Origin of the sequence: Exiguobacterium sp. s28 (assembly GCF_018618135.1) — a bacterium.
In the GTDB taxonomy this organism is placed as follows: domain Bacteria; phylum Bacillota; class Bacilli; order Exiguobacteriales; family Exiguobacteriaceae; genus Exiguobacterium; species Exiguobacterium mexicanum_A.
This window is the reverse complement of record NZ_JACSLL010000001.1, coordinates 139,337-165,886: the sequence shown is the minus strand read 5'-3', so window position 1 is coordinate 165,886 and position 26,550 is coordinate 139,337. Positions and strand designations below refer to the sequence as shown.

The 26,550-nt window shown below is 53.0% G+C and carries 24 protein-coding genes; 20 read left to right on the top strand and 4 right to left on the bottom strand.

Annotation, left to right across the window (positions count from 1 at the left end; all coding sequences use genetic code 11):
* The first annotated feature begins 32 nt into the window (after positions 1–32).
* The 15 genes from KNP78_RS00890 (at position 33) to KNP78_RS00820 (ending at position 15,756) form a co-directional block, all read left to right on the top strand.
* A complete protein-coding gene (locus tag KNP78_RS00890; RefSeq protein ID WP_034779973.1) occupies positions 33–989 on the top strand; it encodes a PhoH family protein in 957 nt (318 codons plus the stop codon).
* Positions 990–1,007: 18 nt separating this feature from the next.
* Entirely contained in the window at positions 1,008–3,089 is a 2,082-nt protein-coding gene (locus KNP78_RS00885; protein ID WP_034778117.1) for an HD family phosphohydrolase, read from the top strand.
* Positions 3,067–3,543 carry an rRNA maturation RNase YbeY gene (gene ybeY, locus KNP78_RS00880; RefSeq protein WP_034778115.1) on the top strand — a complete coding sequence of 159 codons (477 nt, stop codon included), beginning with the start codon at positions 3,067–3,069 and terminating at the stop codon, positions 3,541–3,543. The genes KNP78_RS00885 and ybeY overlap by 23 nt, the downstream gene beginning before the upstream one ends.
* Positions 3,540–3,890 carry a diacylglycerol kinase family protein gene (locus KNP78_RS00875; RefSeq protein ID WP_113929795.1) on the top strand — a complete coding sequence of 117 codons (351 nt, stop codon included), beginning with the start codon at positions 3,540–3,542 and terminating at the stop codon, positions 3,888–3,890. Before ybeY ends, KNP78_RS00875 begins: the two co-directional genes overlap by 4 nt.
* A 35-nt stretch (positions 3,891–3,925) precedes the next feature.
* Positions 3,926–4,834, top strand: coding sequence for a GTPase Era (gene era / locus KNP78_RS00870; protein ID WP_214753083.1), 909 nt, complete (start codon positions 3,926–3,928; stop codon positions 4,832–4,834).
* A 3-nt stretch (positions 4,835–4,837) separates the two neighbouring features.
* Positions 4,838–5,587 carry a DNA repair protein RecO gene (recO, locus tag KNP78_RS00865; RefSeq protein ID WP_034778111.1) on the top strand — a complete coding sequence of 250 codons (750 nt, stop codon included), beginning with the start codon at positions 4,838–4,840 and terminating at the stop codon, positions 5,585–5,587.
* A 287-nt stretch (positions 5,588–5,874) separates the two neighbouring features.
* Positions 5,875–6,768, top strand: coding sequence for a glycine--tRNA ligase subunit alpha (gene glyQ / locus KNP78_RS00860; RefSeq protein WP_371743415.1), 894 nt, complete (start codon positions 5,875–5,877; stop codon positions 6,766–6,768).
* Positions 6,761–8,815, top strand: a complete 2,055-nt coding sequence (gene glyS, locus KNP78_RS00855) for a glycine--tRNA ligase subunit beta (protein WP_214753089.1) — start codon at positions 6,761–6,763, stop codon at positions 8,813–8,815. The genes glyQ and glyS overlap by 8 nt, the downstream gene beginning before the upstream one ends.
* Positions 8,816–8,836: 21 nt before the next feature.
* Positions 8,837–9,466: a transcriptional regulator CcpN gene (ccpN, locus tag KNP78_RS00850; protein ID WP_034778102.1), complete on the top strand. Its 630-nt coding sequence runs from the start codon at positions 8,837–8,839 to the stop codon at positions 9,464–9,466.
* Positions 9,453–10,301, top strand: coding sequence for a pyruvate, water dikinase regulatory protein (locus KNP78_RS00845; RefSeq protein ID WP_214711413.1), 849 nt, complete (start codon positions 9,453–9,455; stop codon positions 10,299–10,301). The genes ccpN and KNP78_RS00845 overlap by 14 nt, the downstream gene beginning before the upstream one ends.
* 107 nt (positions 10,302–10,408) lie before the next feature.
* Entirely contained in the window at positions 10,409–12,229 is a 1,821-nt protein-coding gene (dnaG, locus tag KNP78_RS00840) for a DNA primase (RefSeq protein ID WP_371819144.1), read from the top strand.
* Between the two features lie 35 nt (positions 12,230–12,264).
* Complete coding sequence (rpoD, locus tag KNP78_RS00835; RefSeq protein WP_034778096.1) at positions 12,265–13,359, top strand: RNA polymerase sigma factor RpoD; 1,095 nt, start codon at positions 12,265–12,267, stop codon at positions 13,357–13,359.
* 132 nt (positions 13,360–13,491) lie between these two features.
* Positions 13,492–13,830, top strand: a complete 339-nt coding sequence (cccA, locus tag KNP78_RS00830) for a cytochrome c550 (RefSeq protein WP_021065699.1) — start codon at positions 13,492–13,494, stop codon at positions 13,828–13,830.
* Positions 13,831–13,927: 97 nt separating this feature from the next.
* Complete coding sequence (locus KNP78_RS00825; RefSeq protein WP_034778092.1) at positions 13,928–14,644, top strand: tRNA (adenine(22)-N(1))-methyltransferase; 717 nt, start codon at positions 13,928–13,930, stop codon at positions 14,642–14,644.
* The gene (locus KNP78_RS00820; RefSeq protein ID WP_214823129.1) at positions 14,644–15,756 is read left to right on the top strand and encodes a Nif3-like dinuclear metal center hexameric protein; all 1,113 of its coding nucleotides are present in this window, start codon (positions 14,644–14,646) and stop codon (positions 15,754–15,756) included. The genes KNP78_RS00825 and KNP78_RS00820 overlap by 1 nt, the downstream gene beginning before the upstream one ends.
* Positions 15,757–15,804: 48 nt before the next feature.
* Here KNP78_RS00820 and KNP78_RS00815 read toward each other — a convergent pair whose 3' ends face one another.
* On the bottom strand, positions 15,805–16,758 hold the full coding sequence (locus KNP78_RS00815) for a 4-hydroxy-3-methylbut-2-enyl diphosphate reductase (RefSeq protein ID WP_214753094.1): 954 nt from the start codon (positions 16,756–16,758) through the stop codon (positions 15,805–15,807).
* 120 nt (positions 16,759–16,878) lie between these two features.
* Here KNP78_RS00815 and KNP78_RS00810 point away from each other — a divergent pair, with 120 nt between their 5' ends.
* The 5 genes from KNP78_RS00810 to KNP78_RS00790 all read left to right on the top strand — a co-directional run bounded on the left by KNP78_RS00810 (position 16,879) and on the right by KNP78_RS00790 (position 22,531).
* On the top strand, positions 16,879–18,642 hold the full coding sequence (locus KNP78_RS00810) for an ATP-binding protein (RefSeq protein WP_214823128.1): 1,764 nt from the start codon (positions 16,879–16,881) through the stop codon (positions 18,640–18,642).
* Positions 18,639–19,577 carry a sugar ABC transporter substrate-binding protein gene (locus tag KNP78_RS00805; protein WP_034778085.1) on the top strand — a complete coding sequence of 313 codons (939 nt, stop codon included), beginning with the start codon at positions 18,639–18,641 and terminating at the stop codon, positions 19,575–19,577. The genes KNP78_RS00810 and KNP78_RS00805 overlap by 4 nt, the downstream gene beginning before the upstream one ends.
* A gap of 52 nt (positions 19,578–19,629) precedes the next feature.
* The gene (locus KNP78_RS00800; protein ID WP_330857571.1) at positions 19,630–20,982 is read left to right on the top strand and encodes a DEAD/DEAH box helicase; all 1,353 of its coding nucleotides are present in this window, start codon (positions 19,630–19,632) and stop codon (positions 20,980–20,982) included.
* 81 nt (positions 20,983–21,063) lie between these two features.
* Positions 21,064–21,966, top strand: a complete 903-nt coding sequence (locus KNP78_RS00795; RefSeq protein ID WP_034778080.1) for a deoxyribonuclease IV — start codon at positions 21,064–21,066, stop codon at positions 21,964–21,966.
* Positions 21,926–22,531, top strand: coding sequence for a hypothetical protein (locus KNP78_RS00790; protein ID WP_251128401.1), 606 nt, complete (start codon positions 21,926–21,928; stop codon positions 22,529–22,531). Before KNP78_RS00795 ends, KNP78_RS00790 begins: the two co-directional genes overlap by 41 nt.
* A gap of 32 nt (positions 22,532–22,563) precedes the next feature.
* Here the strand turns inward: KNP78_RS00790 and KNP78_RS00785 are convergent, their stop codons facing one another.
* The 3 genes from KNP78_RS00785 to KNP78_RS00775 form a co-directional block, all read right to left on the bottom strand.
* Positions 22,564–22,734 (bottom strand): DUF1427 family protein, encoded by a 171-nt coding sequence (locus KNP78_RS00785; protein WP_021065708.1) that lies wholly within the window; start codon positions 22,732–22,734, stop codon positions 22,564–22,566.
* Between the two features lie 92 nt (positions 22,735–22,826).
* Entirely contained in the window at positions 22,827–24,992 is a 2,166-nt protein-coding gene (locus KNP78_RS00780) for an RNA degradosome polyphosphate kinase (protein ID WP_034778078.1), read from the bottom strand.
* On the bottom strand, positions 24,989–26,521 hold the full coding sequence (locus tag KNP78_RS00775) for a Ppx/GppA phosphatase family protein (RefSeq protein WP_214823127.1): 1,533 nt from the start codon (positions 26,519–26,521) through the stop codon (positions 24,989–24,991). Before KNP78_RS00775 ends, KNP78_RS00780 begins: the two co-directional genes overlap by 4 nt.
* Positions 26,522–26,550: the final 29 nt, after the last annotated feature.

Sequence of the window (26,550 nt, the reverse complement as noted above, 5' to 3'; positions counted from 1 at the left end):
CTACTGATGGGGAGGAGAAACAACCATTGATTATGACTGATAAGATACCGTTCGTCATGGAACATGCGAACGAAGCACAGGCGCTCCTCGGGCCGAAAGACGAGGTCTTTCACGCTATCGAGGCAGAACTCGCGGTCGCACTCACTCCTCGTGGAGAAGAATTGATCATTCAGGCCGATACTGCTGACACACTTGAATTGACGAAAACCGTCATCAAGACGCTACAACAGCTTGTCAAAAAAGGGGCTCGCTTGAACGAGAGTGATGCCATCAGCGTGATTCAACATATCAAGGTCGGCAAAGGCGATGAACTGCTCGAGCATTATGAGCGGGTCGTCTTCACGACGAACAAAGGCAAACCGATCCGGGCGAAAACAGTCGGACAAAGCCGCTACGTTCGTGCCATTGAAAAACGCGATCTTGTCTTCGGAATCGGGCCGGCCGGGACCGGAAAGACCTATCTGGCCGTCGTTTTGGCAGCACGGGCATTGAAAGAAGGACAAGTCAAACGTATTATTTTGACGCGTCCAGCCGTCGAAGCAGGGGAAAACTTGGGTTTCTTGCCAGGCGACTTGAAAGAGAAAGTCGATCCATACTTACGTCCGCTCTATGACGCCTTGTTTGACGTCTATGGCGTCGAGCAGACGAATCGGTTGCTCGAACGTGGCACAATCGAAGTCGCCCCGCTCGCCTATATGCGAGGACGCACGCTTGAAGATGCGTTCGTCATTTTAGATGAGGCGCAGAACACGACGAAAGAGCAGATGAAAATGTTCTTGACGCGACTCGGTTTCGGGTCGAAAATGGTCGTCACAGGCGACTTGACGCAAGTGGATTTACCTAAAGGGAAGGCGTCAGGTCTTCAAGAGGCGTTACATCTGCTCGAGCGAGTCGAAGGGATTCATTTCGAACACTTTACGTCGTCCGATGTCGTTCGACATCCGCTCGTCAAGAAAATTATTAACGCCTATAGTACCGAACTCACATAACAAAAAGGGGGGGCACTGATGCAGCAAGCACGTCATTGGACGGTCGCGACAATCTCCGTCCTCTTTTTTCTCATTCTAGGCGCGATTCTCTATTTTACGGTGCGCCCATCTATTATTAGCGTCGAACCGCTCGGGATTGCCGAACAGGATATCCGCTCGCCCATCACGGTCGAGGACCGAACGGCGACGGAACGGTTGCAACAAGAAGCCGTCAATGGCGTCGGTAGTCAATTTTCGCTCCGACGCGAGTTTGCCGATCAACAAATCGCCAAAGTCGAGCAACTGTTCGCGGCGTTCGAGGAGACGGGAGAAGAGACCGAACTCTCGGATATTAAGAACCGGTTGAACTCGACCGAAGTGAATGGCTTTCTCGGTGACGATGAGTTGAATCTGTTGCTCGAGGCGAGTGAGAACACGCGTCGAACGGTCGAAGACGTCACCGTGACGGCGCTCCAAGAAGTAATGGGCAACCGCATCGAGACGAGCTCACAGTCGATTTCAGAAGCGAGAGACCGGGCCGAGACGCTCGTCGACCAATCCCCGCTCTCACTCGAGTTCCGGGCCATCGCCAACAGCCTGAGCGATCAATTGATCGTCCCGAACTACGTGTTCGACTCTGAGGCGACGCGCGAGAAAGAACAGCAGGCGCTCGACGCGGTCGAGCCGGTCATCATCCAAGAAGGACAATTGCTCGTCAATCAAGGCGAGGTCGTGACACGTGAGATTTATCGGAAGCTCGAATTGACCGGTGCGATCGACCCGAACCGTTCGTTCGCACCGCTGTTCGGGGCTTACTTACTGAGCGGACTGTTGACGACCGGATTTCTGTTCATGTTGATCCGGTCGAAGATTCAACAGTTGTTGCTTCGTCCTAAAATTTTGATTACCGTGTACGGGTTGTTACTGCTTCAACTCGGCATCTTTTTCGGGGTCGGCTATATCGGCATCGAGTTTACGACGTACGCATACGTGCTCGCACCGACGGCGTTCGTTGTCCTCTTGCTCCGTATCCTCGTCGATGAACGGGTCGCGCTCGCCTCGGCACTCATTACGATGATCGCCGGATCGATCGTGGCGAGTTTCGGGCAAAACACGAGCTTCATGACGGTCGTCTATTTTGCGACCGGTAGTTTCCTGGCTGTCTTCCTCGTCGAACCGAAGATTCAGCGGAAACGGTTATTCTTGTCAGGTGTCTTGCTCGGCATCATCAACATCATTATGGTGCTCGCGCTCTTGTTCCTGCGTAACACGGTAGTGACATGGGAGATGGTCGCGTATCTGTCAGGCTTCGCGATTACGAGTGCCCTGTTATCAATCGTGCTCACGTTCGGATTCCTGCCGTTTCTCGAGCCGTGGTTCGGCGTCTTGTCATCGGGTCGCTTAATCGAATTGATGAGCCCGACGCATCCGCTGTTGCGGAAATTGTTGATGGAGGCACCGGGTACGTATCATCACAGCATGATGGTCGCCAACCTGGCTGAATCGGCTTGTGAGGCGATCGGAGCCGACGGATTGCTCGCCCGGGTCGCTAGTTATTACCATGATCTTGGGAAGACCGAGCGGCCGCTCCACTTCATCGAGAACCAACAGAGCGGCGTCAACCCGCACGACCGGCTTACACCGGAAGAATCGGCCGACATCATCATGGCCCATCCGTATGACGGTGCTGATCTGTTGCGCCGTTACAAGCTACCGAAAGAAATCATCGATATCGCCGAGCAACATCACGGCACGTCATTGTTGAAGTTCTTTTATGTGAAAGCGAAAGAGACACGAGATGTCACTGAGTCGCGCTTCCGTTACCCGGGACCGAAACCGCAGACGCGCGAGGCGGCGGTCGTCATGATCGTCGATTCGATTGAGGCGGCGGTAAGGTCACAGAAGCAGCCGACACCAGAACGGATCCGGCAGCTTGTCAGCGCGATCATCCGTGACAAGTTGCAAGACGGACAGTTCGAAGACTGCGAGTTGACGACGAAAGAAGTATGGCGGGTCGGGGAGAGCGCGTGTGAGACGTTGACCGGCTTGTTCCATGAACGGATCGAGTACCCAGAACTGAAGAAAGAAGGCGAATTACATGCAAATCATTTCGAACGATGAGCACGGGTTGTTGACCGATGCTCAAGTCGAGCTCGTCGAATCTATTTTGATGCACGCAGCGCTCGAAGAGGACATTGAAGAACCGAGCGAACTGTCGGTCACCTTTTTGACGAACGACGAGATTCAAGCAATCAATCGGGAATGGCGCGGGAAAGATGCGCCGACCGACGTGATCAGTTTTGCTTTTGACGAGATGGGCGAAGAAGAGATGGATTTCATGCTCGATGAAGACGAGCCTCGTCTCCTTGGCGATTTACTCATCTCGGTCGAGCGTTGCCGCGAACAGGCGGCCGACTATGGCCACTCATTCGAACGAGAACTCGGATTTTTGGCCATTCATGGCTTCTTACATCTCCTCGGCTATGATCACATGACGCCTGAGGAAGAAGCGGAGATGACGGCGCGCCAAGAACAAGTGCTCGCTCACTTCGAGCTGAAACGAGGCGAAGTGTGAAACCGTTCTGGTTCGCCGTGCACGGCATCGTGCACGCAGTGCGGACCGAACGCAACATGCTGATTCATCTCGCATCGAGCCTGCTCGTCGTCGTATTTGCCTGGTGGCTCCCAACGACGAAACTCGAGAACTTGATTCTGTTCGGTTGGGTCGTACTCGTCATCGCGCTCGAGCTGATGAACACGGCGGTCGAACGCACGGTCGACCTCGTCACGAAAGACATCAAACCGTTAGCGAGGCAAGCGAAAGATGTCGCAGCCGGATCAGTGCTCGTTGCCGCCATCGGGGCCGCCATCACGGCACTTTTCATTTTTGGCCCTTATGTAATCGACAAATTCGTTATATGATTGAACGTATTGGAAATTTAGAAAGCAGGTGCACTATGTATCAAGAAGATTTTAAATCAGGGTTTGTGTCCATCATCGGTCGTCCGAACGTCGGAAAATCGACGTTCTTGAACCGGGTCATCGGACAAAAGATTGCCATCATGTCAGACAAGCCGCAGACGACGCGCAACAAGGTCCAAGGTGTATATACGGCGGATGATTCGCAAATCATCTTTATCGACACGCCAGGGATTCATAAGCCGAAACACCGTCTCGGCGATTTCATGATGAAAGTCGCGACGAACGCACTCCGTGAAGTCGATGCGATCCTCTTCATGGTCAACGTCACGGAACCGCGCGGCGCCGGCGATGAGTTCATCATCGAGAAGTTAAAAGGGCTCGATACGCCAATCATTCTCGTCATGAACAAAATCGATTTGATTCATCCGGACGAGATTCCGGCTGTCATCGAGCAGTATACGAACCAACTCGATTTCGCGGCGTACGTCCCGATCTCGGCACTTCAAGGCAATAACGTCGAACCGCTCCTTAAAGAAATCAAAAAGTTGCTCCCGGAAGGACCGATGTATTACCCGGCCGACCAAGTGACCGACCACCCGGAACGGTTCATCATCTCTGAATTGATTCGCGAGAAAGTGCTCCATAAGACGCGTGATGAAGTGCCGCACTCAATCGCGGTCGCCATCGAATCGATCAAGAAACGGGAAAACTCGGAAATGATTGATGTCGAGGCCGTCATCATGGTCGAGCGTGATTCGCAAAAAGGAATCGTCATCGGCAAAAAAGGTGCGATGCTCCGCGAAATCGGGACAGAAGCACGCCACGACATCGAGGCGCTCCTCGGGACAAAAGTGTATTTGAACCTATGGGTGAAAGTACAAAAAGATTGGCGTAACAAGATGGGTCAACTCCGCGACCTCGGTTTCCGCGACGACGAGTATTAAGCCATGTTGCAAAAGGTCACGGGAATCGTCATTCGGACGGTCAATTACGGGGAATCGAACAAAGTCGTCACGTTGTTCACCGAAGAACTCGGGAAAGTCGCCGTCATGGCGCGCGGTGCGAAAAAGCCGGGCAGTCGCCTGCATGCGTCGAGCCAGCCTTTCGTCGAGGCGGTGTATATTTTCCCGGCGAGCCGTGGCCTCGGTCAACTGAAGTCGTCGGATGTGATCACGTCCTATCCGGAAATCCGGAAAGACGTCGAGCGCATGGCGTACGCCATGTACTGGCTCGAGCTCGTCGACCGCACCGTCGAGGACCGGGTGCCGAACCGTCCGCTCTATCGCATCTTGAACGATGCTCTGCAGGCGCTCAATGCAGGGATGGACCCGGATGTGATCACGCACCACTTTGAACTGCGGATTTTGCACCTGCTCGGGGTCGCACCGGTCTTGACCGGTTGCATCCGGTGCAACGATGTGACCGACCCGATGTATTTTTCAGTGGCGGCCGGTGGCTTTCTTTGCTCGCGTCACCAAGAAGAAGGGTCGGCCCGCATGAGCGAACGTCTAGCGAAGCTCCTCTATTTGATGAGCCGACACGAGCTGTCCGAATTCAGTAACGTCCCGCTCACAAAAGAGACGCGGATTCTGCTCAGGCAGCTGTTCGACGCCTATATGGAATCATACAGTGGCTTGCGGCTGAAGACGAAACGTGTCCTCGATCAAATGCAACGCCTTTACTTGAACGATGATTGACTTTTTCGACAAGATTCGATACCATAATCTACGATTAGACAAATGAAATAGCGTGCGCAATGAAGGAAACGAGTAGCTTTTACGCCATGGGTACAGCGAGTTCGGGGAGGTGGGAGCCGAACGCCAGGGGGAAGTGAATGGCAATTCCGGAGCGCCCACAATCCAAAGAGTGGCCTCATCTCGAGGCAAGTAGGGTGGAACCGCGGGTAATCCCGTCCCTATGTGCATGGCACATAGGGGCGTTTTTTGTCGTTTCAATACTTTTGGAGGTGTCACATATGAAGCACATGACCGTGCAAGAAATTATTTTGACGTTACAAAATTTCTGGGCGTCGAAAGGCTGCTTGACAATGCAAGCGTATGACGTTGAGAAAGGGGCCGGTACGATGAACCCGATGACGTTCTTACGGAGTCTCGGACCAGAGCCGTGGAACGTCTGTTACACGGAGCCGTCACGTCGTCCGGCGGATGGACGGTACGGAGAAAACCCGAACCGTTTGTATCAGCATCATCAGTTCCAAGTCATCATGAAGCCGTCACCGAGCAACATCCAAGAGCTTTACTTAGAAAGTTTAGAGTTGATCGGAATCAACCCACTCGAGCACGATATCCGTTTCGTCGAAGACAACTGGGAAAACCCGACGTTCGGCGCGGCCGGTCTAGGTTGGGAAGTTTGGTTGAACGGGATGGAGATCACCCAGTTCACGTATTTCCAACAAGTCGGTGGCATCGAGTGTGACCCGATCGCCGTCGAGATCACATACGGTCTCGAACGTCTCGCGTCGTACATCCAAGAAGTCGAGAGCGTGTTTGACCTCGTCTGGACGGACGGATTCAAGTATGGGGACATCTTCTACCAGCCCGAGTATGAACACTCAAAATATACGTTCGAACTTTCAGACGTCGACATGTTGTTCACGTTGTTCGATACGTACGAAAAAGAAGCGAAGCGTGCCCTTGACGAGAACCTCGTCTTCCCGGCTTACGACTATATCCTCAAATGTTCGCATACGTTCAACCTACTCGATGCGAAAGGCGCCATCTCGGTGACGGAACGGACCGGTTTCATCCAACGTGTCCGCAACATGTCCCGTGCGTGTGCTGCCAAATTTATCGAAGAGCGGGAACGTCTCGGTTTCCCACTTTTGAACCAAGAGAAAGCAGGTGCCCTTGATGCGTGACCTTTTATTAGAAATCGGACTTGAAGAATTACCAGCGCAATACGTCCTCCGTTCGGAGAAACAATTGGCAGAGCGTGTGACCGCCTTCTTGACGGACGCCCGTGTCCAGTTCGGGACATTGACCGTCTATTCAACACCGCGCCGTCTCGCCGTTCTTGTCAAAGACGTCGAAGAGAAGCAACAAGACTTGACGGAGACGCTTCGCGGACCGGCGAAAAAGATCGCTCAAGACGCTGAAGGAAACTGGTCGAAAGCAGCCGCTGGGTTTGCCCGTGGCCGTGGTCTCTCGGTCGACGACTTGTACTTCGCTGAAGAGAAAGGTGTCGAGTACGTGTTCGCAGACCGTCACGAGTCAGGTCAGGCGACGAGCACGCTGCTTCCGGCACTCGAAGACGTCGTCCGTGGTATGACGTTCCCGAAAAACATGAAGTGGGGCACGAGCAGTCTCCGCTACATGCGTCCGATTCGTTGGCTCGTCGCGTTGTTCGGTGCCGAGCAAATTGATTTTGAAATCGAAGGCGTAAAGACAGGAAACGTGACACGTGGTCACCGCTTCTTGAGTAAAGGTGACGTCACGATCGCCGAGCCGGCCGGCTACGCCGAGACGCTCGAACGCGAATTCGTCGTCGCGTCATATGAAGACCGTAAGGCCCGCATTGAGCGTCAAATCGACGAGTTGGCTTCAGAACAAGGGTGGACGGTTCCGCTCGACGCCTCATTGCTCGAGGAAGTGACGAACCTCGTCGAATGGCCGACTGCGCTGTTCGGTGAATTCGATGCAAGCTATCTCGAACTTCCGGAAGAAGTATTGATCACGACGATGAAAGAGCACCAACGCTATTTCCCGGTCTATATCGGTGAAACGCTTAAAAACTATTTCGTGACCGTCCGTAACGGGAACGCAGACCATCTTCAAAACGTGGCCAAAGGGAACGAGAAGGTCATCCGGGCCCGCTTGGCAGACGCCGTCTTCTTCTATGAGGAAGACCAAAAGACGAAGATTGACGATCAACTCGTCCGTCTCGACCGCATCGTCTTCCATGAGAAGTTGGGCACGACGGGAGACAAGGTCCGTCGCGTAGAACAACTCGCCGGAACGCTGGCGCCATTGTTCAATGCGGATGCAGCCAAAGTCGCCCGGGCTGGTGCCATCCATAAGTTCGACCTCGTCAGCCAAATGGTGTATGAGTTCACAGAACTCCAAGGGGTGATGGGTGAGAAGTATGCGCTCCAACAAGGTGAGGACAAAGAAGTGGCCGCGGCCATCCGTGAACACTATATGCCACGCTTTGCGGGCGACGCGTCACCATCGACGCCAACGGGTGCGGTTCTCGCACTAGCCGATAAATTGGATTCGATCGCTGCATTCTTCGGAATCGGCATGATTCCGAGCGGTTCGCAAGACCCGTTCGCGCTTCGTCGTCAAGCCCAAGGGGTCGTCCAAATTCTAGCGGATTGGAAGATTGTGCTCCCACTCGACAAATTACTTTCACAAGTTGTCGATTCGCAACTTCAGGCAGGACTTTATGATGCCGATAAAGAACAAGTCAAGGCGCAACTAAAAGACTTCTTCATGCTTCGCCTGAAGTATCGTCTCCAAGAACGGCAAGTCCGTTATGACGTCATCGACGCCGTATTGACGACAGAGCTCGCCATCAACCGGCTCGATGCCCGAGCGGACGCGGTTCAAGCCATGCTCGCAAACGATGCGAAACTACTCATTGAGCAATTGACGCGTGTCGTCAATATCGCCAAGAAAGGTGAGGCTGGAGAGGTCGATCCGGCATTGTTCGAAAACAAAGAAGAGAACGAACTCCATGTCGCCATCGAAGCGACGCTACCGGAAACGGAGCGAGCCGTCGAGGATGGGGATTATCATCAAGCGATCGCGTCATTGCGCGTATTGGAACAACCGATTAGCGCTTATTTCGAAAATACAATGGTCATGAGCGACGTTGAAGCGATTCGCGAGAACCGTCTGCGCGAGATGAAACGACTCGCCATGACGATCGAGAGCGTCGCCGACTTTAGCGCGCTCGTACTCTGACCAAACTTGAGGGGGTTGGCTATGCAGCTGAATGAACGCCAACAGAAGATCGTTGAGATCGTCAGGGTCAACGGACCGATCACGGGTGAGCAGATCGCGCAAGAGCTGTCGCTCACTCGCGCCACGCTCCGCCCGGACCTGGCCATCTTGACGATGACTGGAATACTAGAAGCCCGGCCACGTGTCGGCTACACGTTCGTCGGCAAACGAAACTCATCCCTGCTTCGGGAAAAATTGGATTCATTGACGGTCGGCGACTTCATGTCGTCCGCGAAAGTCGTCAGTGACGAGATGACGGTGTATGACGCCGTCGTGACCTTGTTTTTAGAAGACGTCGGTTCGCTGTTCGTCGTCGGCAAGGACAACGAGCTCGTCGGTGTCTTGTCACGTAAAGACTTACTTCGGGCCGCCATCGGCAATCAAGACTTGGATCAATTGCCGGTCAACGTCATCATGACCCGCATGCCGAACATCACGGTGTGCGAGAAGAGTGAGACGTTGATTCGGGCCGGGATGAAGCTGATCGAGAAACAAATCGATGCCATGCCAGTCGTCGAAGAGAAAGACGGCAAGCTGATCGTGCTCGGTCGCATGACGAAGACGAACATGACGAAAGTATTGATCGCACTCGCCAACGATGAGTCGTTCTGAGGAGGAATCTGGTTTGACACTGACACAAAAACAACTCGTATTTGTCGTGAGCGATTCGGTCGGGGAGACATGTGAACTCGTCGTCCGCGCCGCGAGCATCCAGTTCCACGAGAATGCGATTGAGACGCTTAGAATTCCGTTCGTGGAAGATGAACAGACGATTCACGATGTCGTGACACAAGCGCGTGCCCAAGGAGCAGTCATCGCCTTCACGTTGGTCAACGAAGAGCATCGGGCCCTCCTCGTTCAACTCGGACGAGAGCATGACGTGAAGACGGTCGACTTGCTCGGCGACTTACTCGACGTGCTCGCTGGTCAACTCGGAGAGAGTCCGCGCGAGAAACCGGGACTCATCTATCGTCTCGATGAGGATTACTTCCGGAAAATCGAAGCGATGGAGTTCGCGGTCAAGTACGACGACGGACGTGACCCAAGAGGCTTGAAAAAAGCTGATATCGTCCTCGTCGGCGTATCACGCACATCCAAGACGCCGCTCTCACAATATTTGGCGTTGAAGCGGTATAAGGTCGCCAACGTACCGCTCGTGCCGGAATCACGCCCGCCGGAAGAACTGTTCGATTTGCCGCCTGACAAGTGCGTCGGGTTGATCATCTCGCCGGATAAGTTGATTTCGATTCGGATGGAACGGTTGAAGTCGCTCGGTTTGAAACCGGAGGCCGACTACGCCCAACTCGAACGCATCAATCGTGAACTCGAGTATGCCCGAGGGATTTACGAACGAATCGGTTGCGAGGTCATCGACGTGACGAACAAAGCCGTCGAAGAGACGGCAGGCATCATTTTACGGATGCTCGACCAATCGAAAGACGATTGAGTACTCGGATTAGTAATCGACTGGTGTTAACGGTATAATAGAGTACTGACATTACAGTGAAACGGAACGTGGTGAGCGTTCCGTTTCGTTGCGAGTTTGGATAGGGAGTGGTCGAGTTGCCGCGAATACCGGATGAAGTCATTGCGGAAGTGAAACAAGCCACAGATATCGTTGATTTAATCAGTGAACGCGTTGAATTGAAGAAGCAAGGCCATCGCCTCGTCGGTCTCTGTCCGTTCCACTCGGAGAACAGTCCATCGTTCTCCGTGTCCCCGGAAAAAGGGATGTACCATTGTTTTGGATGTGGAGCCGGCGGGAACGTATTTACGTTCGTCATGGAGACAGAAGGTTTGTCGTTCCCTGAGACGATTGAACGTCTCGCGACGCGGGCGAACATCGCCATCGAGGGCGGGGTGTCTGGCGATGAGGAGTTGTCACGAGACCAAGTCATTCGTAAACAGATGCGCGATGCCCATCGTGTCGTGGCGGATTTGTATCATGAAGTGTTGATGAAGACCGAAGCGGGCGAAGTCGGATTGACGTATTTGCAAGCGCGCGGTCTACAGGAGACGACGATCGGACAGTATAAGATCGGGTATGCGCCTGATCATCGCCGTTTTACCGTTGATTCATTGGAACGAAGAGGTTTCGACCTCGAGGTCATGGTGGAGGCGGGGTTGATTTCTAAGTCAAGGTCCGGTGAATATTTTGACCGGTTTGAAGGCAGAGTCGTCTTTCCGATTGCGGATCGAGACGGCACCATCGTCGGATTTAGCGGACGGGCGATCGATGAGCGACAGCCAAAGTACGTCAACACGGCGGATACGCCCTTGTTCAACAAGAGCGAACTCCTCTTCGGCTTTTCACAGGCACGGGCCACGATGCGAAAGCAAAAACGGGTCGTGCTCGTGGAAGGGAACGTCGACGTCTTGCAAGTCGCGCAAGCTGGGACGAAGGAAGTCGTCGCGTCGCTCGGGACGGCGTTTTCGACGCAGCATGCCCGTGCGTTAGCTCGCATGGTCGAAGAAGTGATCATCTGTTATGACGGTGATACGGCCGGACAAGAAGCGACGATGAAAGTCGTCCGCTTGCTCGAGGGCTACCCGCTCGATGTCCAGGTGCTGATGTTACCTGAGAAGACCGACCCGGATGATTATATTCGGACGAACGGGGCGGAGCAGTGGCACAGACTTGTCGAATCGGAGCGTTTATCCGTCCTCGACTTCATGAACCGGACGCTACGGCGTGGGAAAAACATGAATCGAGAAGGAGAACGGATTCGATTTATTGAATCTATGCTTGTGGAAATCAGTAAAACGGACAATTCGATTCGACGTGATTTATATGTGAGAAAGCTGGCCGACGAATTTGAGATTCCAGTCGAGACATTCTTGTCACGGATGCCCTCGACAAGACCGAAAGAAATCGCACCCCAACGAGTGCCGGAAGCTGAACCGGTTCGCCGGCGTTCATCTAAGACGAATGAACCGCGTTATGTCAAAGCCGAAAAGCTGTTACTTCGGGCCATGCTGAGTGGTCCGGAGCGGGTCCGCTTCGTCAGGGACCGCCTCGGGCTAGCCTATCAGGACGAAGTGCATCGCATGCTGGCGACGGCCCTCTATGAGATCGTCTCGGAGGACATGACGCATGAAGAATTCGAACAAGTGGCGCCCCCGTTCATGGAGCGCTATTGTGACCAACGTCCGGACTATGCGAATCGGTATGCCGAGATTCGGCTCATGTCCGCACCGGACGAACTGACCGAAGAGGTTTTAGATGAATACATTAAGGTCATAAACAGTTATGAGGAACAGCGTCAAATCGAACGAGCGAAAAGGGAAATCGGACAAGATGCCGAAAGTATAGTGGACCAGGCATCCAAGTTACAAGAATTGATTACCCGGAGTCGTCGTCTTCGTGAACGATGAACGTGAAGGAAGTTTGGAAGGAGTTGAACTGCTAGATGGCAGAGAAGAAAAAAGAGGATTTATTTAACGCCATAGACGAACTCGAGAAATTAGGTAAGAAAAAAGGCGTCGTATCCATGCAAGCAATCCAAGATCGCCTCAGCCATTTCGAGGTGGATTCGGACTTTATCGATAACTTCATTGAAGACTTAGAAGGTAAAGATATCCGCGTCACAGAAGATGCGGCCGATGCCGAAGAAACACCAACCAAAAAAGAGGACGAAGAGGTCGATTTGAACGACTTGTCCGTCCCGCCAGGTATTAAGATCAACGACCCGGTCCGCATGTATTTGAAAGAGATCGGCCGCGTCGATCTCCTCAGTGCGAAAGATGAGACCGAACTCGCGAAACGGATTGAACAAGGGGACGAAGAGGCGAAGAAACGTCTTGCCGAAGCCAACCTCCGTCTCGTCGTCTCAATCGCGAAACGTTATGTCGGGCGCGGTATGCTCTTCCTTGACTTGATTCAAGAAGGAAACATGGGCCTCATTAAAGCCGTCGAGAAGTTCGACTACATGAAAGGGTTCAAGTTCTCGACGTACGCGACGTGGTGGATTCGTCAAGCTATCACCCGCGCCATCGCCGACCAAGCTCGGACAATCCGGATCCCGGTCCACATGGTCGAGACGATCAACAAGTTGATTCGTGTTCAACGTCAACTGTTGCAAGACCTCGGGCGCGAACCGGCACCTGAAGAAATCGCCAAAGAGATGGAACTCACACCTGAAAAAGTGCGTGAAATCTTGAAAATCGCCCAAGAGCCTGTCTCGCTCGAGACACCGATTGGGGAAGAGGATGATTCGCACCTCGGCGACTTCATCGAAGACCAAGATGCGATGGCACCGCAAGACGCCGCTGCCTATGAGCTACTCAAAGAACAACTCGAAGACGTGCTCGACACGCTCACGGACCGCGAAGAAAACGTACTCCGTCTCCGTTTCGGTCTCGATGATGGCCGTACGCGCACGCTCGAAGAAGTCGGGAAAGTGTTCGGCGTCACCCGCGAGCGGATTCGTCAAATCGAGGCGAAAGCGCTCCGGAAACTCCGTCACCCGAGCCGTTCGAAACGCTTGAAAGACTTCCTTGATTAATTGTGTTTTTGAATAAAATGTGAAGTTTTAGAAGAAAGGAAGGAAAATGAGTGATTTTCCTTCCTTCTTTATTATTTTTTGAGTAAAATAGTGATGGGTAGAAATTTGGAATGAACATGAGGGGGAAATACAATGCGTAATCCATTGTTACCGTTTGCAGCGATCGCGATCGTCGCAATCATTGCCATGGTCTCATTATCGTATTTTGGCGTGAACCAAGCTCAGCAGGCTGCTGAAGGTCCGTCGGTCACTGAGATGAACCCGGAAGACTTGTACGCGGCGAAAGGCTGCACAGGTTGCCACGGTGGAAATCTCGAAGGTGGCGTCGGTCCTGCGTTGACAGGCGTCGGCGAACGTTTATCGGCGGAAGAGATCACAAACATCATCGTCAACGGTAAAGGTGCAATGCCAGCCGGTCTCGCGACTGCCGAAGAAGCAGACGTACTCGCGACTTGGTTGCTCGAACAATAAGGGTGAAACGTACTCCTTCTGGGGTACGTTTTTTATTGTCCTGGATATAAATATTCGTTACCCTAATAGTGAAGAAGTAGAAAAAGGAGTTGTCCCTATGCAAGAACAAGTGACGTTAGACCGCCGACTGAAGCAAGTCGTCGATTTCATTCCGAAAGGCAGTGTAGTGGCGGACATCGGCTCTGACCACGCCTACGTGCCATGCTATCTCGTTCAGCAAGGCATCGTCGACCGCGCCATCGCAGGCGAAGTGAACCGTGGACCGATGGAAGCGGCCAAAGCTCAAGTCGAGCTCATCGGGGCGACCGAAAACATCGACGTCCGTCTCGGTGACGGGCTCGCCGTCCTCGAAGCAGATGAGGCGACATGCATCTCGATTTGCGGGATGGGCGGAAGTTTGATTCGGTCGATTTTAGAGAGCGGCCGTGACAAGTTAGGAGCGGTCGAACGGCTCGTCCTGCAACCGAACGTGGACGGGCAACACGTCCGCGAATGGTTGCTCGACGCAGGATTCGTCCTAGTCGCGGAATCAATCGTTGAAGAGAATGACAAAGTATACGAGATTCTCGTCGGCGAACGTGGCACGGAGACGTGCTATAGCCTAGATGACACAGAACGCGCGTGGCAGCTCATGTTCGGACCGTACTTGCTCACGACACGCCCAGAGGCGTTCAAAATGAAATGGGGCCGCGAGGCGGACAAGCTCGATTACGTGCTCGGTCAGATGGCGGCAGGTGCCCAAACCGAAGCGCTCATCCGCAAACAGGAGGAGTTCAAGACGCTGCGTGACAAAATGAGAGAGGTGAGCAACTGATGGCGAACGGAAATCATGTCATTCAATTGTTTGAGGAGTTCGCCCCGAAACATCTCGCGGTCGAGGGCGATAAAATTGGTCTTCAAATCGGTACGTTGAATAAACCGGTACGACGAGTCATGGTGACGCTAGACGTGCTCGAGTCGGTCGTCGATGAAGCGATCGAGCGAGACGTCGATTTGATTATCGCCCACCACCCACCCATTTTCAGCGCGCTTGCGCAAGTGAACGATCGCAGTGCCGCTGGCCGGATCGTCATGAAATGCATCCGGCATGACATTGCCGTCTATGTCGCCCACACGAACTTGGACGTCTGTCAGGGCGGGGTCAACGATTGGATGAGTCAGGCACTTGGACTCGTCGACCCGACGGTACTCATTCCAACGTATGAAGAACCGGTGTATAAGCTGTCCGTCTTCGTTCCGGTGACCCATCGGACCGCCGTCTCGGATGCGCTAGGACGTGCCGGCGCCGGCCGAATTGGGGATTATGGGGACTGCCAGTTCACTGTTTCAGGAGAAGGGCAGTTTACTCCGCTTGCCGGGTCCGACCCGTACATCGGTCAGCATGGCAAGACGGAGCGTGTCGAAGAAGTGAAAATCGAGACGATTGTCACGGAGAGCCAAAAGAAAAGAGTGCTTAAGGCGATGACGGACGCGCATCCATACGAAGAAGTGGCCTACGATTTGATTCGTGACGACATTGACGGGCCCGTGTTCGGCCTCGGTCGTATCGGATGTCTCGAGGTGCCTCTCACACTTGAGTCGTTCGCCGAACACGTCAAGACGAGCTTTGACGTCGAAGCCGTCCGTGTCGTCGGCGATCCGAACCGGATCATCGAGAAAGTGGCGGTGCTCGGCGGGGACGGGAATAAATACGTATCGGCAGCCCATTTCAAAGGTGCGGATGCGTATGTGACGGGCGACCTGTACTTCCATGTGGCCCACGATGCAATGGCGCTCGGACTTTCTGTCGTCGACCCGGGTCATCACGTGGAGAGCGTGATGAAGCAAGGCGTCGTCGACGTGATGCGCGAGAAGTGTGAACGTGCGAAACTCGATGTCGAATTGTTTGTTTCGGAAGCCGATACAAACCCGTTCCGCTTCTACTGATGATTAAACGAAAAACCCCCGGACCTCATGAGAGGACGGGGGTTCATGTCATTTACGGAGCGCCTTCACTTTCGGAAGAATGCTGCGCAGTTCAAGATATGGCGTCTTATCGTGCGTGCTCAAATCGAGCGGGTCATATTGGGTCAAGAAGTCGATGACTTTTTTTGTGATTGGTGTCGGTGTCGACGCGCCTGACGTGACGGCGACCGTTTCGACACCTTCGAGCCAAGCCAGGTCGAGTTCGCTCAAGTCGCCGATGCGATAGGCGTTCGTGCCTGCAATCTCTTTCGAGACCTGGGCCAAACGGTTCGAGTTGTTCGACTTCGGGTCACCGACGACGATCAATAGTTCACAGTCACCGGCTTGTTCAGCGACAGCTTCTTGTCGGACTTGGGTCGCGTTACAGATTTCGTTGTGGACCTCGACATGAGGATACCGTTCTTGAATCATCTCAATCAAAGCCGAGACGTCCCATTGGCTCATCGTCGTCTGGTTCGTGACGAGAATTTTTGCATCATACAGGTGAGCCGGGAGCGCCTCGAAGTCACTCTCGTATTGGACGAGATGAACTTTTCCTGGAGCGACGCCCATCGCGCCTTCCGGTTCCGGGTGGCCATGCTTGCCGATGTAGATGACTTCATAGCCGACCGCTGTCTTTTCGCGAATCAAATCGTGGGTGACCAGTACATCCGGGCACGAGGCATCGACAATCGTCAAGCCTTTCTCAATGGCACGCTTACGCACGAGCGGCGAGATGCCGTGGGCGGTAAAGACGACCGTTCCACGATCAATTGTCTCGAGTGCTTTCATTCGATCCTCACCGTCGACCGTCTTGACGCCGAGTTCCTCGAATGCTTGGGTGACATGACGATTATGGACAATCATGCCAAGTATATGGATAGGACGCGGTAAATCTGGGTTGGCCACAGCTTCGTTGGCGAGCTTCATGGCATCGACGACGCCGTAGCAATATCCGCGTGGACTAATTTTTTTAACTTTCATTTTGTAAGGAACGCTCCTTTCGCGATGCTTTCATACGTATTAGTCTAACATTGTTTCGAAAATACGAAAAGATTTCCGTGTATTCATGCTATAATCTTAAGGTTAGAAAGGAGGGACACCGTGGAACGCCTAAGAACATTGCTTGAAGTTCGAAAATCGTACTTCTTTCAGATTACATTCATTATCTTCATTATACTAGGACTTGTCATCTCTTCATTAGCCTTCTCTGCCGACCGCGTGACGGTGTCCCGCGCGGAAGAACTGGCGAAAGAACAATTCGACTACGCGATTGACGGGAGTATTGAAAACCTGGAGACGCGGCTCGGTAAACTATACGAAGACTTGGTCTATCTCGGTGCTTACGTCGGGAATGAGACGTATATCGAAGAGCGGATCCGCACCGGTTATTTGAATCAGCGGACGAGCTTCACCTCGATTTTTTATTACGATTTAGAAGGCGATGCGTTCACGTGGTACTCGCAACGCCAAGTACCGGCGCTGACGCTCAAGAGTGATCCGAAATTTAAAGAGGTGCTCACCGGCGGCAGGAACGACTTGTTTATGAGTGACCCGATTTCGATCTCGGGTGACGTCGGGACGTATTTATACGTACCGGTGCTTGAAGACAACCGGATGGTCGGGATGTTCGGCGGTAGTATCAGCGTGCTCAATTCCGATTTATATCGTCGGATGCTTGAATCGGCGAATGATGACATGATTCTCTACTTGTTGAATGAACGGGGCGAAGTATTGTCGACCTCGTTCAATCTCGTCACGGACGCAGAACGGCGTTTGTCCCGGTCCATCATCGAAGCGACGGACGCCTACGACGTCCGTTCGGTGTTCAGTACGAAAGACGATGTCCTCATGTTTGAGCCCGATGCGCGTGTCAACGGATGGAGCGTCCTCGCAAAGCATAGTACCGATTCGGTCTACGAAGCGGTGTATGCGACGCGTTGGCAATACTTGATGATTACGCTCGTGACATTCTTCTTGAGTATCATGGTCGGTCTACTGTTGTCGAAGACGTTGACAAGTCCGCTGCTTGAACTTGTGCAAAATATTAAGCGACAACAGTCACTCGAACCGATCCAACTCGAACGGACCGGCTCCAAAGAAGTCGAGACGTTGCTCGATACGTATAACGATTATTCCCGCCGCATGGAGACGGCCCGACGCGAACAGCTCAGTCAACAGCAACTATTGTTGCAGCAAGAGAAGCTCGCCTCGCTCGGACAGCTCGCGGCAGGGATTGCCCACGAGATTCGCAATCCGCTCACGCCGGTCCAAATCACGTTGCAGATGGTGAAAGAAGGGCACAGTAGTAGCGACATGCTCGATCTCGCGCTTTCAGAACTTGATCGGGCCAACCATTTGATCACGACGATGCTCACGCTCGCGAAGCCCGACCAGGCGAAGCTACAAGAAGAGTGGCTCGACATGACCGAGTTTGCGAAACGCCTCGAATTCTTGCTCGACGCCGAATGCTATAAGCGGGTCACGAACTGGGAGTTGAACGTCCCGAACGACATGCCGCCGTTTTACTGCTCGAACGACATGCTCGTCCAAATCATCTATAACTTGTTCAAAAACGCGGTCGAGGCCGTCGATACGAAAGGTGCCGACGGCGTCGTGACGGTCACGATTCAATTCACGGAACGGGACTACCGCTTCTTGATCGAAGACAATGGGATCGGGATGACCGAATCTCAAGTCAAGTCGGTCGGGTCCGCGTTTTATACAACGAAAGAGAACGGCAACGGCTTAGGGCTCTACATGATTCGGGAATACTTGAAAGCCGTGAACGGTCACATGGAAATTGAAAGTGTTGAAGGAGAAGGTACGGCCATGATGATTAAAATCCCAAGGCGGTCGCACCCATGACGAAAGGGTTCAAACATTACTGGCTTTGGCTGCCGATCGTCTGGGCGCTATCGATTCTATTGATTACGTCAATCCAATTACCGGAACGGGCGCGAGAAAATAATGAAGTCGGTTTCGTATTCGTCAGTGAAAAGCATGAGCATGCCAATAAACTGTTGGCCGCGTTCGTCCGGACGGCGAATCAAAAAGGTTTTATCCCTGTCCCGACGACGAGTGAGGATTCCCGTGTCCTGGAGAAAGAAAAATTGGACGCGCTGATCGACCGCGGGGTCGAAGCGATTTTCGTGACGACGCTCGATGAAGCATTCATCCGACCATCGCTCGAACGGGCCGAACGGGAGGGTATTCCGATTATCGCCATCGATCGGATGATCGACCATGACAGCGTCTTGACGTCGGTCATGTCCGATAACGTCGAGATCGGCCGGATGGCAGCGAACCATATCGCCGCCCAACACGCCGGGCTCGACCGTCCGATTCGTGTCGTCGAAGTGAGAGGGACCGCCAAAGTCCGTTCGACGATCGATCGGAGCCTCGGGTTGACGGAATATGACAAGGCCAACGACAACCTGCAAGTCGTCGCCTCGATCACGGGTAATTACGACACGTTCCAAGCCGAGATCGAGATGTCTCGGTGGCTCGATGCCGGTATTCCGTTCGATGCCGTCTTTTCTCACAATGATGACAATACGTTCGGTGTCGTCCGGGCCCTCGAAAGCCATGGCCTCAGTGACAAAACGCTCGTATCGGTCGACGGTGTGACCGGCATTTATCCGCTGATTCATAGCGGGAAAGTCGATGCGACCGTCGTCCAATCACCGAACGAAATGATCGAGGTCGGATTCAAGGCGCTCGAACATCATTTGAACGGCAAGAAAATTGCGTCACACTACTATTCGTCGAGCTATTTGTACGAAGGGCTCGCAAAAGATTAATTGACAAATGATTAGATTCCGCTATGCTAGGAAAAGTGGAAAGAAACAGGAGGTGTATCGATTGAACAGCTTCCAACAGTTCAAATTGTTACCGTTTATCGTCGATGCCTTGACAGAAAAGCGCATCACAGTACCGACGGACATTCAAGCCCGGATTATTCCGGCTGCGATGAATGGCCGCGATATCATTGGGAAATCACAAACCGGGACGGGGAAGACGCTTGCGTTCCTCTTACCTATTTTAGAAGCAATCGATCCGAAAGAAGAATCGGTCCAAGCCATCGTCGTCGCACCGACGCGCGAACTCGCATGGCAGATTCACGAAGAGTTGAAAACGCTCCTCGTCAAACAGCCGGACTACATTAAAACAAGTCTGATTGTCGGAGGAACTGACCGGGAACGACAAATCGACAAGATGAAAAACCCACCACAACTGATCATCGGGACACCAGGTCGTCTACTCGACTTGATGAAAGTCCAAGCGTTATTCCCGCACAAAGTCACGCATTTCGTCGTCGATGAAGCCGACCAAATGCTCGACATGGGCTTCTTGCCTGAAGTCGACCGCATCGCGCAGGCGTTGCCAGAGAAACTTCAAACGATGGTCTTCTCAGCGACGATTCCTGAGAAGCTACAACCGTTCTTGAAGAAATATTTGCATGACCCGCGTTATGCGGAAGCGAGTGAAGAGCACCGCGTCGTTCCGAAAATCAAGCATCACGTCATCCCGGTCCGTCACCGTGACCGCAAGGCATTGACGGTCGACATCGCAAAAGCGATCAACCCGTTCGTCTGTCTCGTGTTCACGAACACGAAACAAGATGCGGATGAGTTGGAGACGTCGTTCCGCGAGGCGGGACTCAACGTCGGCACGCTTCATGGGGATATGCAAGCCCGTCGCCGGAAGCAAGCGATCAAAGACATCAACGACGCGAAATATCAGTTCGTGATTGCTACCGACTTGGCGGCGCGCGGCATCGATATTAAAGGTGTGTCGCACATCATCAACTTCGGCATTCCGAAAGACCTCGACTTCTATACGCACCGTGTCGGCCGGACGGGCCGCGCTGGTGAGACTGGCGAAGCGTACACGCTGTATGAAGATCACGAGAACGGTCCAATCAATCGACTCGAAGAGCGTGGATTCACGTTCAAGCACGTCGATTTGAAGAACGGATCGCTTCAAGAGATCAAGACACGCAAACGCCGCACGACCGACCGGAAGATGAAAGTCTCGCAAACGGCGCACAGCCGGATGGCGGGCGAAATCAAGAAGGCGAAGAAAAAGGTCAAACCTGGTTACAAGAAGAAGTTCAAGTATAAATTGAAAGAGACGGCCTCACGTGAGCATATGCAGAGCCAACGTAAGGAACGTCGCGAAGTTCGTAAAAAGAACCGACGCTAAGCAAAAGAAGAATCGACTTCGTGGAGTCGATTCTTCTTTTTGTGTACACTAAGGACAGATGAGAATGAAGGAGAAATGACTATGTTAAAAATTGGTTCCCACGTTTCTGTATCCGGTAAGAAAATGTTGCTCGCTGGCAGTGAAGAAGCCGTCTCATACGGCGCTAACACGATGATGGTATATACGGGTGCGCCCCAAAACACACGGCGCAAGCCAATCGAGGATTTGAATATCGAGGCGGCGCTCGCCCATATGGCGGCGCACGACATCGATGAGATCGTCGTCCATGCCCCGTATATCATCAACTTGGGCAACACGACGAAACCGGAGACGTTCGAACTCGCCGTCTCGTTTTTGGCCGCCGAAATCAAACGGGCCGAAGCGCTCCAAGTCGCACGTCACGTCGTCCTTCACCCGGGCGCGCATGTCGGTGCAGGGGAAGACGTCGGCTTGGCCCGCATCATCGAAGGCTTGAACGAGGTGCTCACCGGTGACGAGACCGTGAAAATCGCACTTGAGACGATGGCTGGAAAAGGCAGCGAACTCGGCAAGACGTTCGAAGAACTGGCAACGATCATCGACGGGGTGACGCACAACGACCGGCTCTCGGTCTGTTTCGACACATGTCACGTTCATGACGCGGGTTATGACCTTGTCGGCGATTTGGACGGTGTCATTGAACAGTTCGACCAAATCGTCGGACTGGACCGTCTCGGCGTCATCCACGTCAACGATTCGAAGAACGTGCGCGGCGCGAAAAAAGACCGTCACGAGAATATCGGCTATGGCGAAATCGGCTTCGACACGTTGAACCGGATCATCCACCACGAGGCGTTCACCCACTTGCCAAAAATTTTGGAGACGCCGTATATTCCAATCAGTGAGAAGACGAAAGTGGCACCATACAAACAAGAGATCGAGATGTTCCGGGCGAACCGGTTCGATGCCGAATGGCGCGAACAGTTCACGCTCGCGCACCAATAAGATGAACATCATCCGAATCGATCCGAACGAGTATGATGTCTGGTCCGCGCTCCCGATCTACTTTCAGGAAGCGAGCCCGTTCTATGTGGAGGGCCGGCTCGGAGAGGGGACAGCTTGGATTGAGATTCTCGGATACGGGATCGTGGCTGAAGTCGAAGTCATGCTCGTCGAGATGACCAAGCGCCCGGCCGACCGCTATTGGCGGACGGAGGCGGGGCCAGAGGCGAAGGCGTATAGCCTCGTCGACGTGGTCGGTCTTGATTTCCATCATCCGTTGCTTCAATCAGGTATGTACGAGGAAGACACGGACGCCGTCATCCGCACCAAATGGGAGCAAGCGTACCGCGTCCCGTCTGCCAAGTGGACCCGGGAGACGTTCACTGCTCACTTGACCGAAGAGCAGGCAGTGTCACAGCTCGCCCCGACGGCCATCTGTGAAGCGTGCGGGGATGACATGAACCGTTTCGGGCCGACCGGGATTCGTTTGATGGAGTATCATCTCGAAGCAGGGAGTGGCACGTGGCTCTGCCCGACGTGTCACAAAGCGAGACATTATGATCTATAAAAAAACGAAGCCCGCGGGCTTCGTTTTTTGAATTAAAAGGGCCAGTTCGCGAGTGCGAATTGATATACTTTCATCCCAAGAAACACACCGAAGATGCCGATGACGCCCGGTAAGACCGGCGGGGCAGGGAGCGGCAACTTCAAGGCCGTGAAAATCATGCCACAAATGAGACCAGCGAGCAATGACAATAGGATTTCTTGCATGAATGATTCCTCCATAATCGAAATGAAAACGCTTAACTAACAGGTAACCGAGTTCATTATACAATGTTCATTCTCGTTTGAGAAGTCTAACATCAGTCATCTGTCATTTTCTCGTTTTCGGCTCGCAAGCGGAGGACTTCCCGTTCGGCCCAGTTCGACGGTTCGCGCTCAAACACGCTCGGAATGTTGTTCCAACGTCCGCCCGTGTATTGATGGATGATGATTTGTGATTGGATGCGCTCTTGTCCGGCCTCTTGTTTCAAATAGACGTAACTGCCGTCAGCACGCTGGATTCTCGCTTTCACGTTATCGACGAGTTGCAGCGCGAGCATATCTTTGATGTATGACTTGTGTCCCGCGTCAAGAATCGGGAAGAGGATCTCGATCCGTTTGCGCATGTTGCGCGTCATCCAGTCGGCCGATGAGCAATACAAGTCTTCTTTCCCGTTTTGATAGAAGTAGAAGATGCGCGAGTGCTCCAAATACCGGTCGATGATGGACACGACGCGGATATTATCCGAGATGCCCTTGATCCCGGGACGTAAACAACAGATGCCACGGATAATCAAATCGATTTTGACCCCGGCCTGCGAGGCATCATACAGTTTTGTGATGATTGGCTTGTCGGTGATTGAGTTCATCTTGGCGACGATGCGGCCGTTCCCGTATTTCTCATGCAGTTTAATCTCTTCGTCAATCTTTTGAAGGAAGAAGTCGTGCATGTCGTCCGGTGACGTCTCGAACTTGTGCCATGACGGGCGTTCGCCGTAACCGGAGAGCCAGTTGAAGAAGTTGGTCGCATCTTCAGCGAGTTCTTCATTTGTCGTCAACAAACCGATGTCTGTGTACAGTTTGGCGGTCGAGTCGTTATAGTTGCCGGTACCGAGATGAACGAACCGCTGCAGCACCCCGCCTTCTAAGATGCGGACGACGAGCGTGATCTTCGAGTGTGTCTTCAACTCCTTATAGCCATAAATGACGTGGGCGCCGGCCTTCTCGAGCTGTTTCGCCCATTGGATGTTCTTCTCCTCGTCGAACCGTGCCTTCAATTCGACGAGAACGGTCACTTGTTTCCCGCTCTCGGCGGCGTCGGTCAACGCCTTGATAATCGGTGAGTCGCCGGAGACACGATAGAGCGTCTGCTTGATGGCAAGCACGTTCGGGTCTTTGGCGGCTTGGGCGATGAAGCGGACGATCGGGTCGAACGAATGGTACGGGTGGTGGAGCAAATAGTCGCGTTTGAGTAACGCTTGGAACAAGTCTTTCCCCGGCTCGAGTCCTTCTGGGACGAACGGGATGAGCGTCTCATTGATCATGTCATCGTATTCGATACCAATCTTGTTATACACCCCAAACAGGAACGTCAAATCGATCGGGCCGTCGACGAGGAAGATGTCGCGGTCATGCAAGTCGAGCACGTCTTGAAGCATGAACAATAGCTCTTTACTGAGCGACCGTTGCTGAACCTCAAGGCGTATCGCGACACCATAACGCCGTTTCTTCAACTCTTTTTCAATCTGTTTAAGGACGTCGCGGCTTCCTTCCTCATGGAACGGCATATCCGCGTTCCGTGTGATCCGGAACGGCATCGTCGACTCGACTTCAAAACCTTTGAACAGCGAGTCGATGAACTGGATGATGACGTCCTCGAGCAACATCAAATCGGTATGGTCCTCGTCCTCTGTTGGCAATTCGAGATAACGCGGCAACACGGCCGGTACCTGGACGAGGGCGAGCCGTTTTTTGCCTTCATCGGTCGAGGCGATCTCGACGGCGATATTGAGTGATTTGGACAACAGCATCGGGAACGGTCGATAAGCGTCGACGGCAATCGGCGTCAACACCGGGAAGACGTGGGTCCGGAAGTATAACTTGACGAAGTCGAGCTGTTCTTTGTTCAAATGTTTCGGGCGTAGGAAGCGGACGTTCTCCGAGGCGAGCTGTTTGACGATTTTCTTATATGTCGCGTACTGGACCTCCACGAGTTCCTGAGCTTTGATAGAGATGGCTTTGATTTGCTGTTTCGGTGTCAATCCGGCCTTGTCTTCCGGACGGTTGAAGCCGGCGAGCACTTCATCTTTCAATCCGCCGAAACGGACCATGTAAAACTCGTCGAGGTTCGAGCTGAAGATGCCGAGAAACTTCAACCGTTCCATGAGCGGGTTGCGTTCGTCCATCGCTTCTTGGAGGACGCGTTCGTTGAAGCTCAGCCAACTGAGCTCGCGGTTATTGAAATGTTCGGGTAAGTAGATGGTCATGAATCTCTCTCCTCTACACGTAACTCGATGGTTTGGTCGATGGCACGTTCCAAATGTTTTTTATGACGGATGCCGCGCTGGACTTCAAAACGCGGCGAGCTGTGCGTATGAAGTGTCAAGACGAGTCCCTCGTCCGTCGCAGAGACGTCGATGTCCTCGACGACTTGACGTTCGGTCAAGTCGAGCGCGTCGACGAGTTTGACGATTGAGCCGAGCAGCTCTAAGCTCTTCAACATCTTCGAGTCGAACCATTCCGGGAAGCCCTCGATGTGTTGTTCGAGCAGGCGGCGCGATTTATATGACGTCACCAAGGCGAGAGCGAGCCGGTCCTCATTGTTCATCCCTTTAAAGTCGTTCGTCGTGATCAAGTGGAACGTGTGATCACTCTTGTTGTTATGGTCGATATATTCCCCGACGTAGGCGAGACGACAGGCCCCTTCTAACAGGCCGGGTTCGAACGGTTTCGGTTTGATCGTCTTCGTCTCGATCAGGCCGGTATAAATTTGACGGGCCAAGTGAATCAAATGTTTGTGCCGGATTGGGTCGACGTCATACTGTTTCTCGAAGTGACGGAAACTTTCCTCTTTGACGTCGCCGAAGCGGACACGGTTGTTTTCTTTTAAGTAATATTCGTAGAATAAGCCCTCGCGCAGACCGTTGTTGCTCATCATGAACTCGGGCACTTTCAAATATTTCGCCAGTTCATCGATGGCGGTCACGGCCGGGGCGATGATATCGATTCGGTCTTTCGACAACCCGTCAAGCCGGCCCAACTGTTTACTCGACATATCGATGAGCTCATCGACGACGTCATGCAAGCGGTCGGCCCCGATCGTGTATTGGTGGATGCCTTCGAGCGGGAACAATGACAGCGACTGTTCGACCCGGACGAGGTTTCGAGCGGTTCCTCCGACTCCGACGAGCGGAATGCCATGCGGCACGAGCCAGTCGATGTCTTTGAACGACTTCTTCAAAAACGACGTCAGTTGCTTGCGCTCGTCTTTTGAGAGCGTGTCGCCTTTCATGAAGTCTTCGGTCAACGTGACGGCACCGAACGGAAAACTATGATAGAAGACGAGTTCACGGTCTTTGAAGTACGTCACTTCCATCGAACCGCCGCCGATGTCGACCGAATAGCCATCCTCGATATACGTCGAATTGACGATGGCCGAATAGCCGTAAAAGGCTTCTTCATAATCGCTCAACAGTCGAATCTCCATCCCTGTCGCTTGTCGCACTTCTTCTAAAATGGCATCAGAATTGCTGGCGTTACGGATGGCGGCTGTCGCGACCGGCAGTACTTCTTTCACTCCATGATGATCGTTCAACCAGCGGAAATGGTTGAGCGTCTCGATGAGCGCCTCGATGCCGGAATCGGACAGTTCATTGTCGTCGGTAATATGACTCGATAACCGGGCCACTTCTTTTACGTTCAGTCGTTCGAAATATTGGCCGTGCCCGTTCACTTCAAAGATGACGTTTCGAATCGAGTTCGATCCGATATCGATGACTGCTAGCTTTTTCTCCACGGAAAAACCCCCTCTGCGTTATCTCTAGT

Coding starts and splice junctions, on each gene's coding strand:
- KNP78_RS00805 (WP_034778085.1), top strand. CDS start 18,639: ATGACGAAAGGGTTCAAACATTACTGGCTTTGGCTGCCGATCGTCTGG.
- KNP78_RS00790 (WP_251128401.1), top strand. CDS start 21,926: ATGCCGAATGGCGCGAACAGTTCACGCTCGCGCACCAATAAGATGAAC.
- recO (WP_034778111.1), top strand. CDS start 4,838: ATGTTGCAAAAGGTCACGGGAATCGTCATTCGGACGGTCAATTACGGG.
- ybeY (WP_034778115.1), top strand. CDS start 3,067: ATGCAAATCATTTCGAACGATGAGCACGGGTTGTTGACCGATGCTCAA.
- KNP78_RS00820 (WP_214823129.1), top strand. CDS start 14,644: ATGGCGAACGGAAATCATGTCATTCAATTGTTTGAGGAGTTCGCCCCG.
- KNP78_RS00785 (WP_021065708.1), bottom strand. CDS start 22,734: ATGCAAGAAATCCTATTGTCATTGCTCGCTGGTCTCATTTGTGGCATG.
- ccpN (WP_034778102.1), top strand. CDS start 8,837: ATGCAGCTGAATGAACGCCAACAGAAGATCGTTGAGATCGTCAGGGTC.
- rpoD (WP_034778096.1), top strand. CDS start 12,265: ATGGCAGAGAAGAAAAAAGAGGATTTATTTAACGCCATAGACGAACTC.
- KNP78_RS00845 (WP_214711413.1), top strand. CDS start 9,453: ATGAGTCGTTCTGAGGAGGAATCTGGTTTGACACTGACACAAAAACAA.
- KNP78_RS00780 (WP_034778078.1), bottom strand. CDS start 24,992: ATGACCATCTACTTACCCGAACATTTCAATAACCGCGAGCTCAGTTGG.
- KNP78_RS00795 (WP_034778080.1), top strand. CDS start 21,064: ATGTTAAAAATTGGTTCCCACGTTTCTGTATCCGGTAAGAAAATGTTG.
- glyS (WP_214753089.1), top strand. CDS start 6,761: ATGCGTGACCTTTTATTAGAAATCGGACTTGAAGAATTACCAGCGCAA.
- era (WP_214753083.1), top strand. CDS start 3,926: ATGTATCAAGAAGATTTTAAATCAGGGTTTGTGTCCATCATCGGTCGT.
- KNP78_RS00885 (WP_034778117.1), top strand. CDS start 1,008: ATGCAGCAAGCACGTCATTGGACGGTCGCGACAATCTCCGTCCTCTTT.
- cccA (WP_021065699.1), top strand. CDS start 13,492: ATGCGTAATCCATTGTTACCGTTTGCAGCGATCGCGATCGTCGCAATC.
- KNP78_RS00825 (WP_034778092.1), top strand. CDS start 13,928: ATGCAAGAACAAGTGACGTTAGACCGCCGACTGAAGCAAGTCGTCGAT.
- KNP78_RS00815 (WP_214753094.1), bottom strand. CDS start 16,758: ATGAAAGTTAAAAAAATTAGTCCACGCGGATATTGCTACGGCGTCGTC.
- KNP78_RS00890 (WP_034779973.1), top strand. CDS start 33: ATGACTGATAAGATACCGTTCGTCATGGAACATGCGAACGAAGCACAG.
- glyQ (WP_371743415.1), top strand. CDS start 5,875: ATGACCGTGCAAGAAATTATTTTGACGTTACAAAATTTCTGGGCGTCG.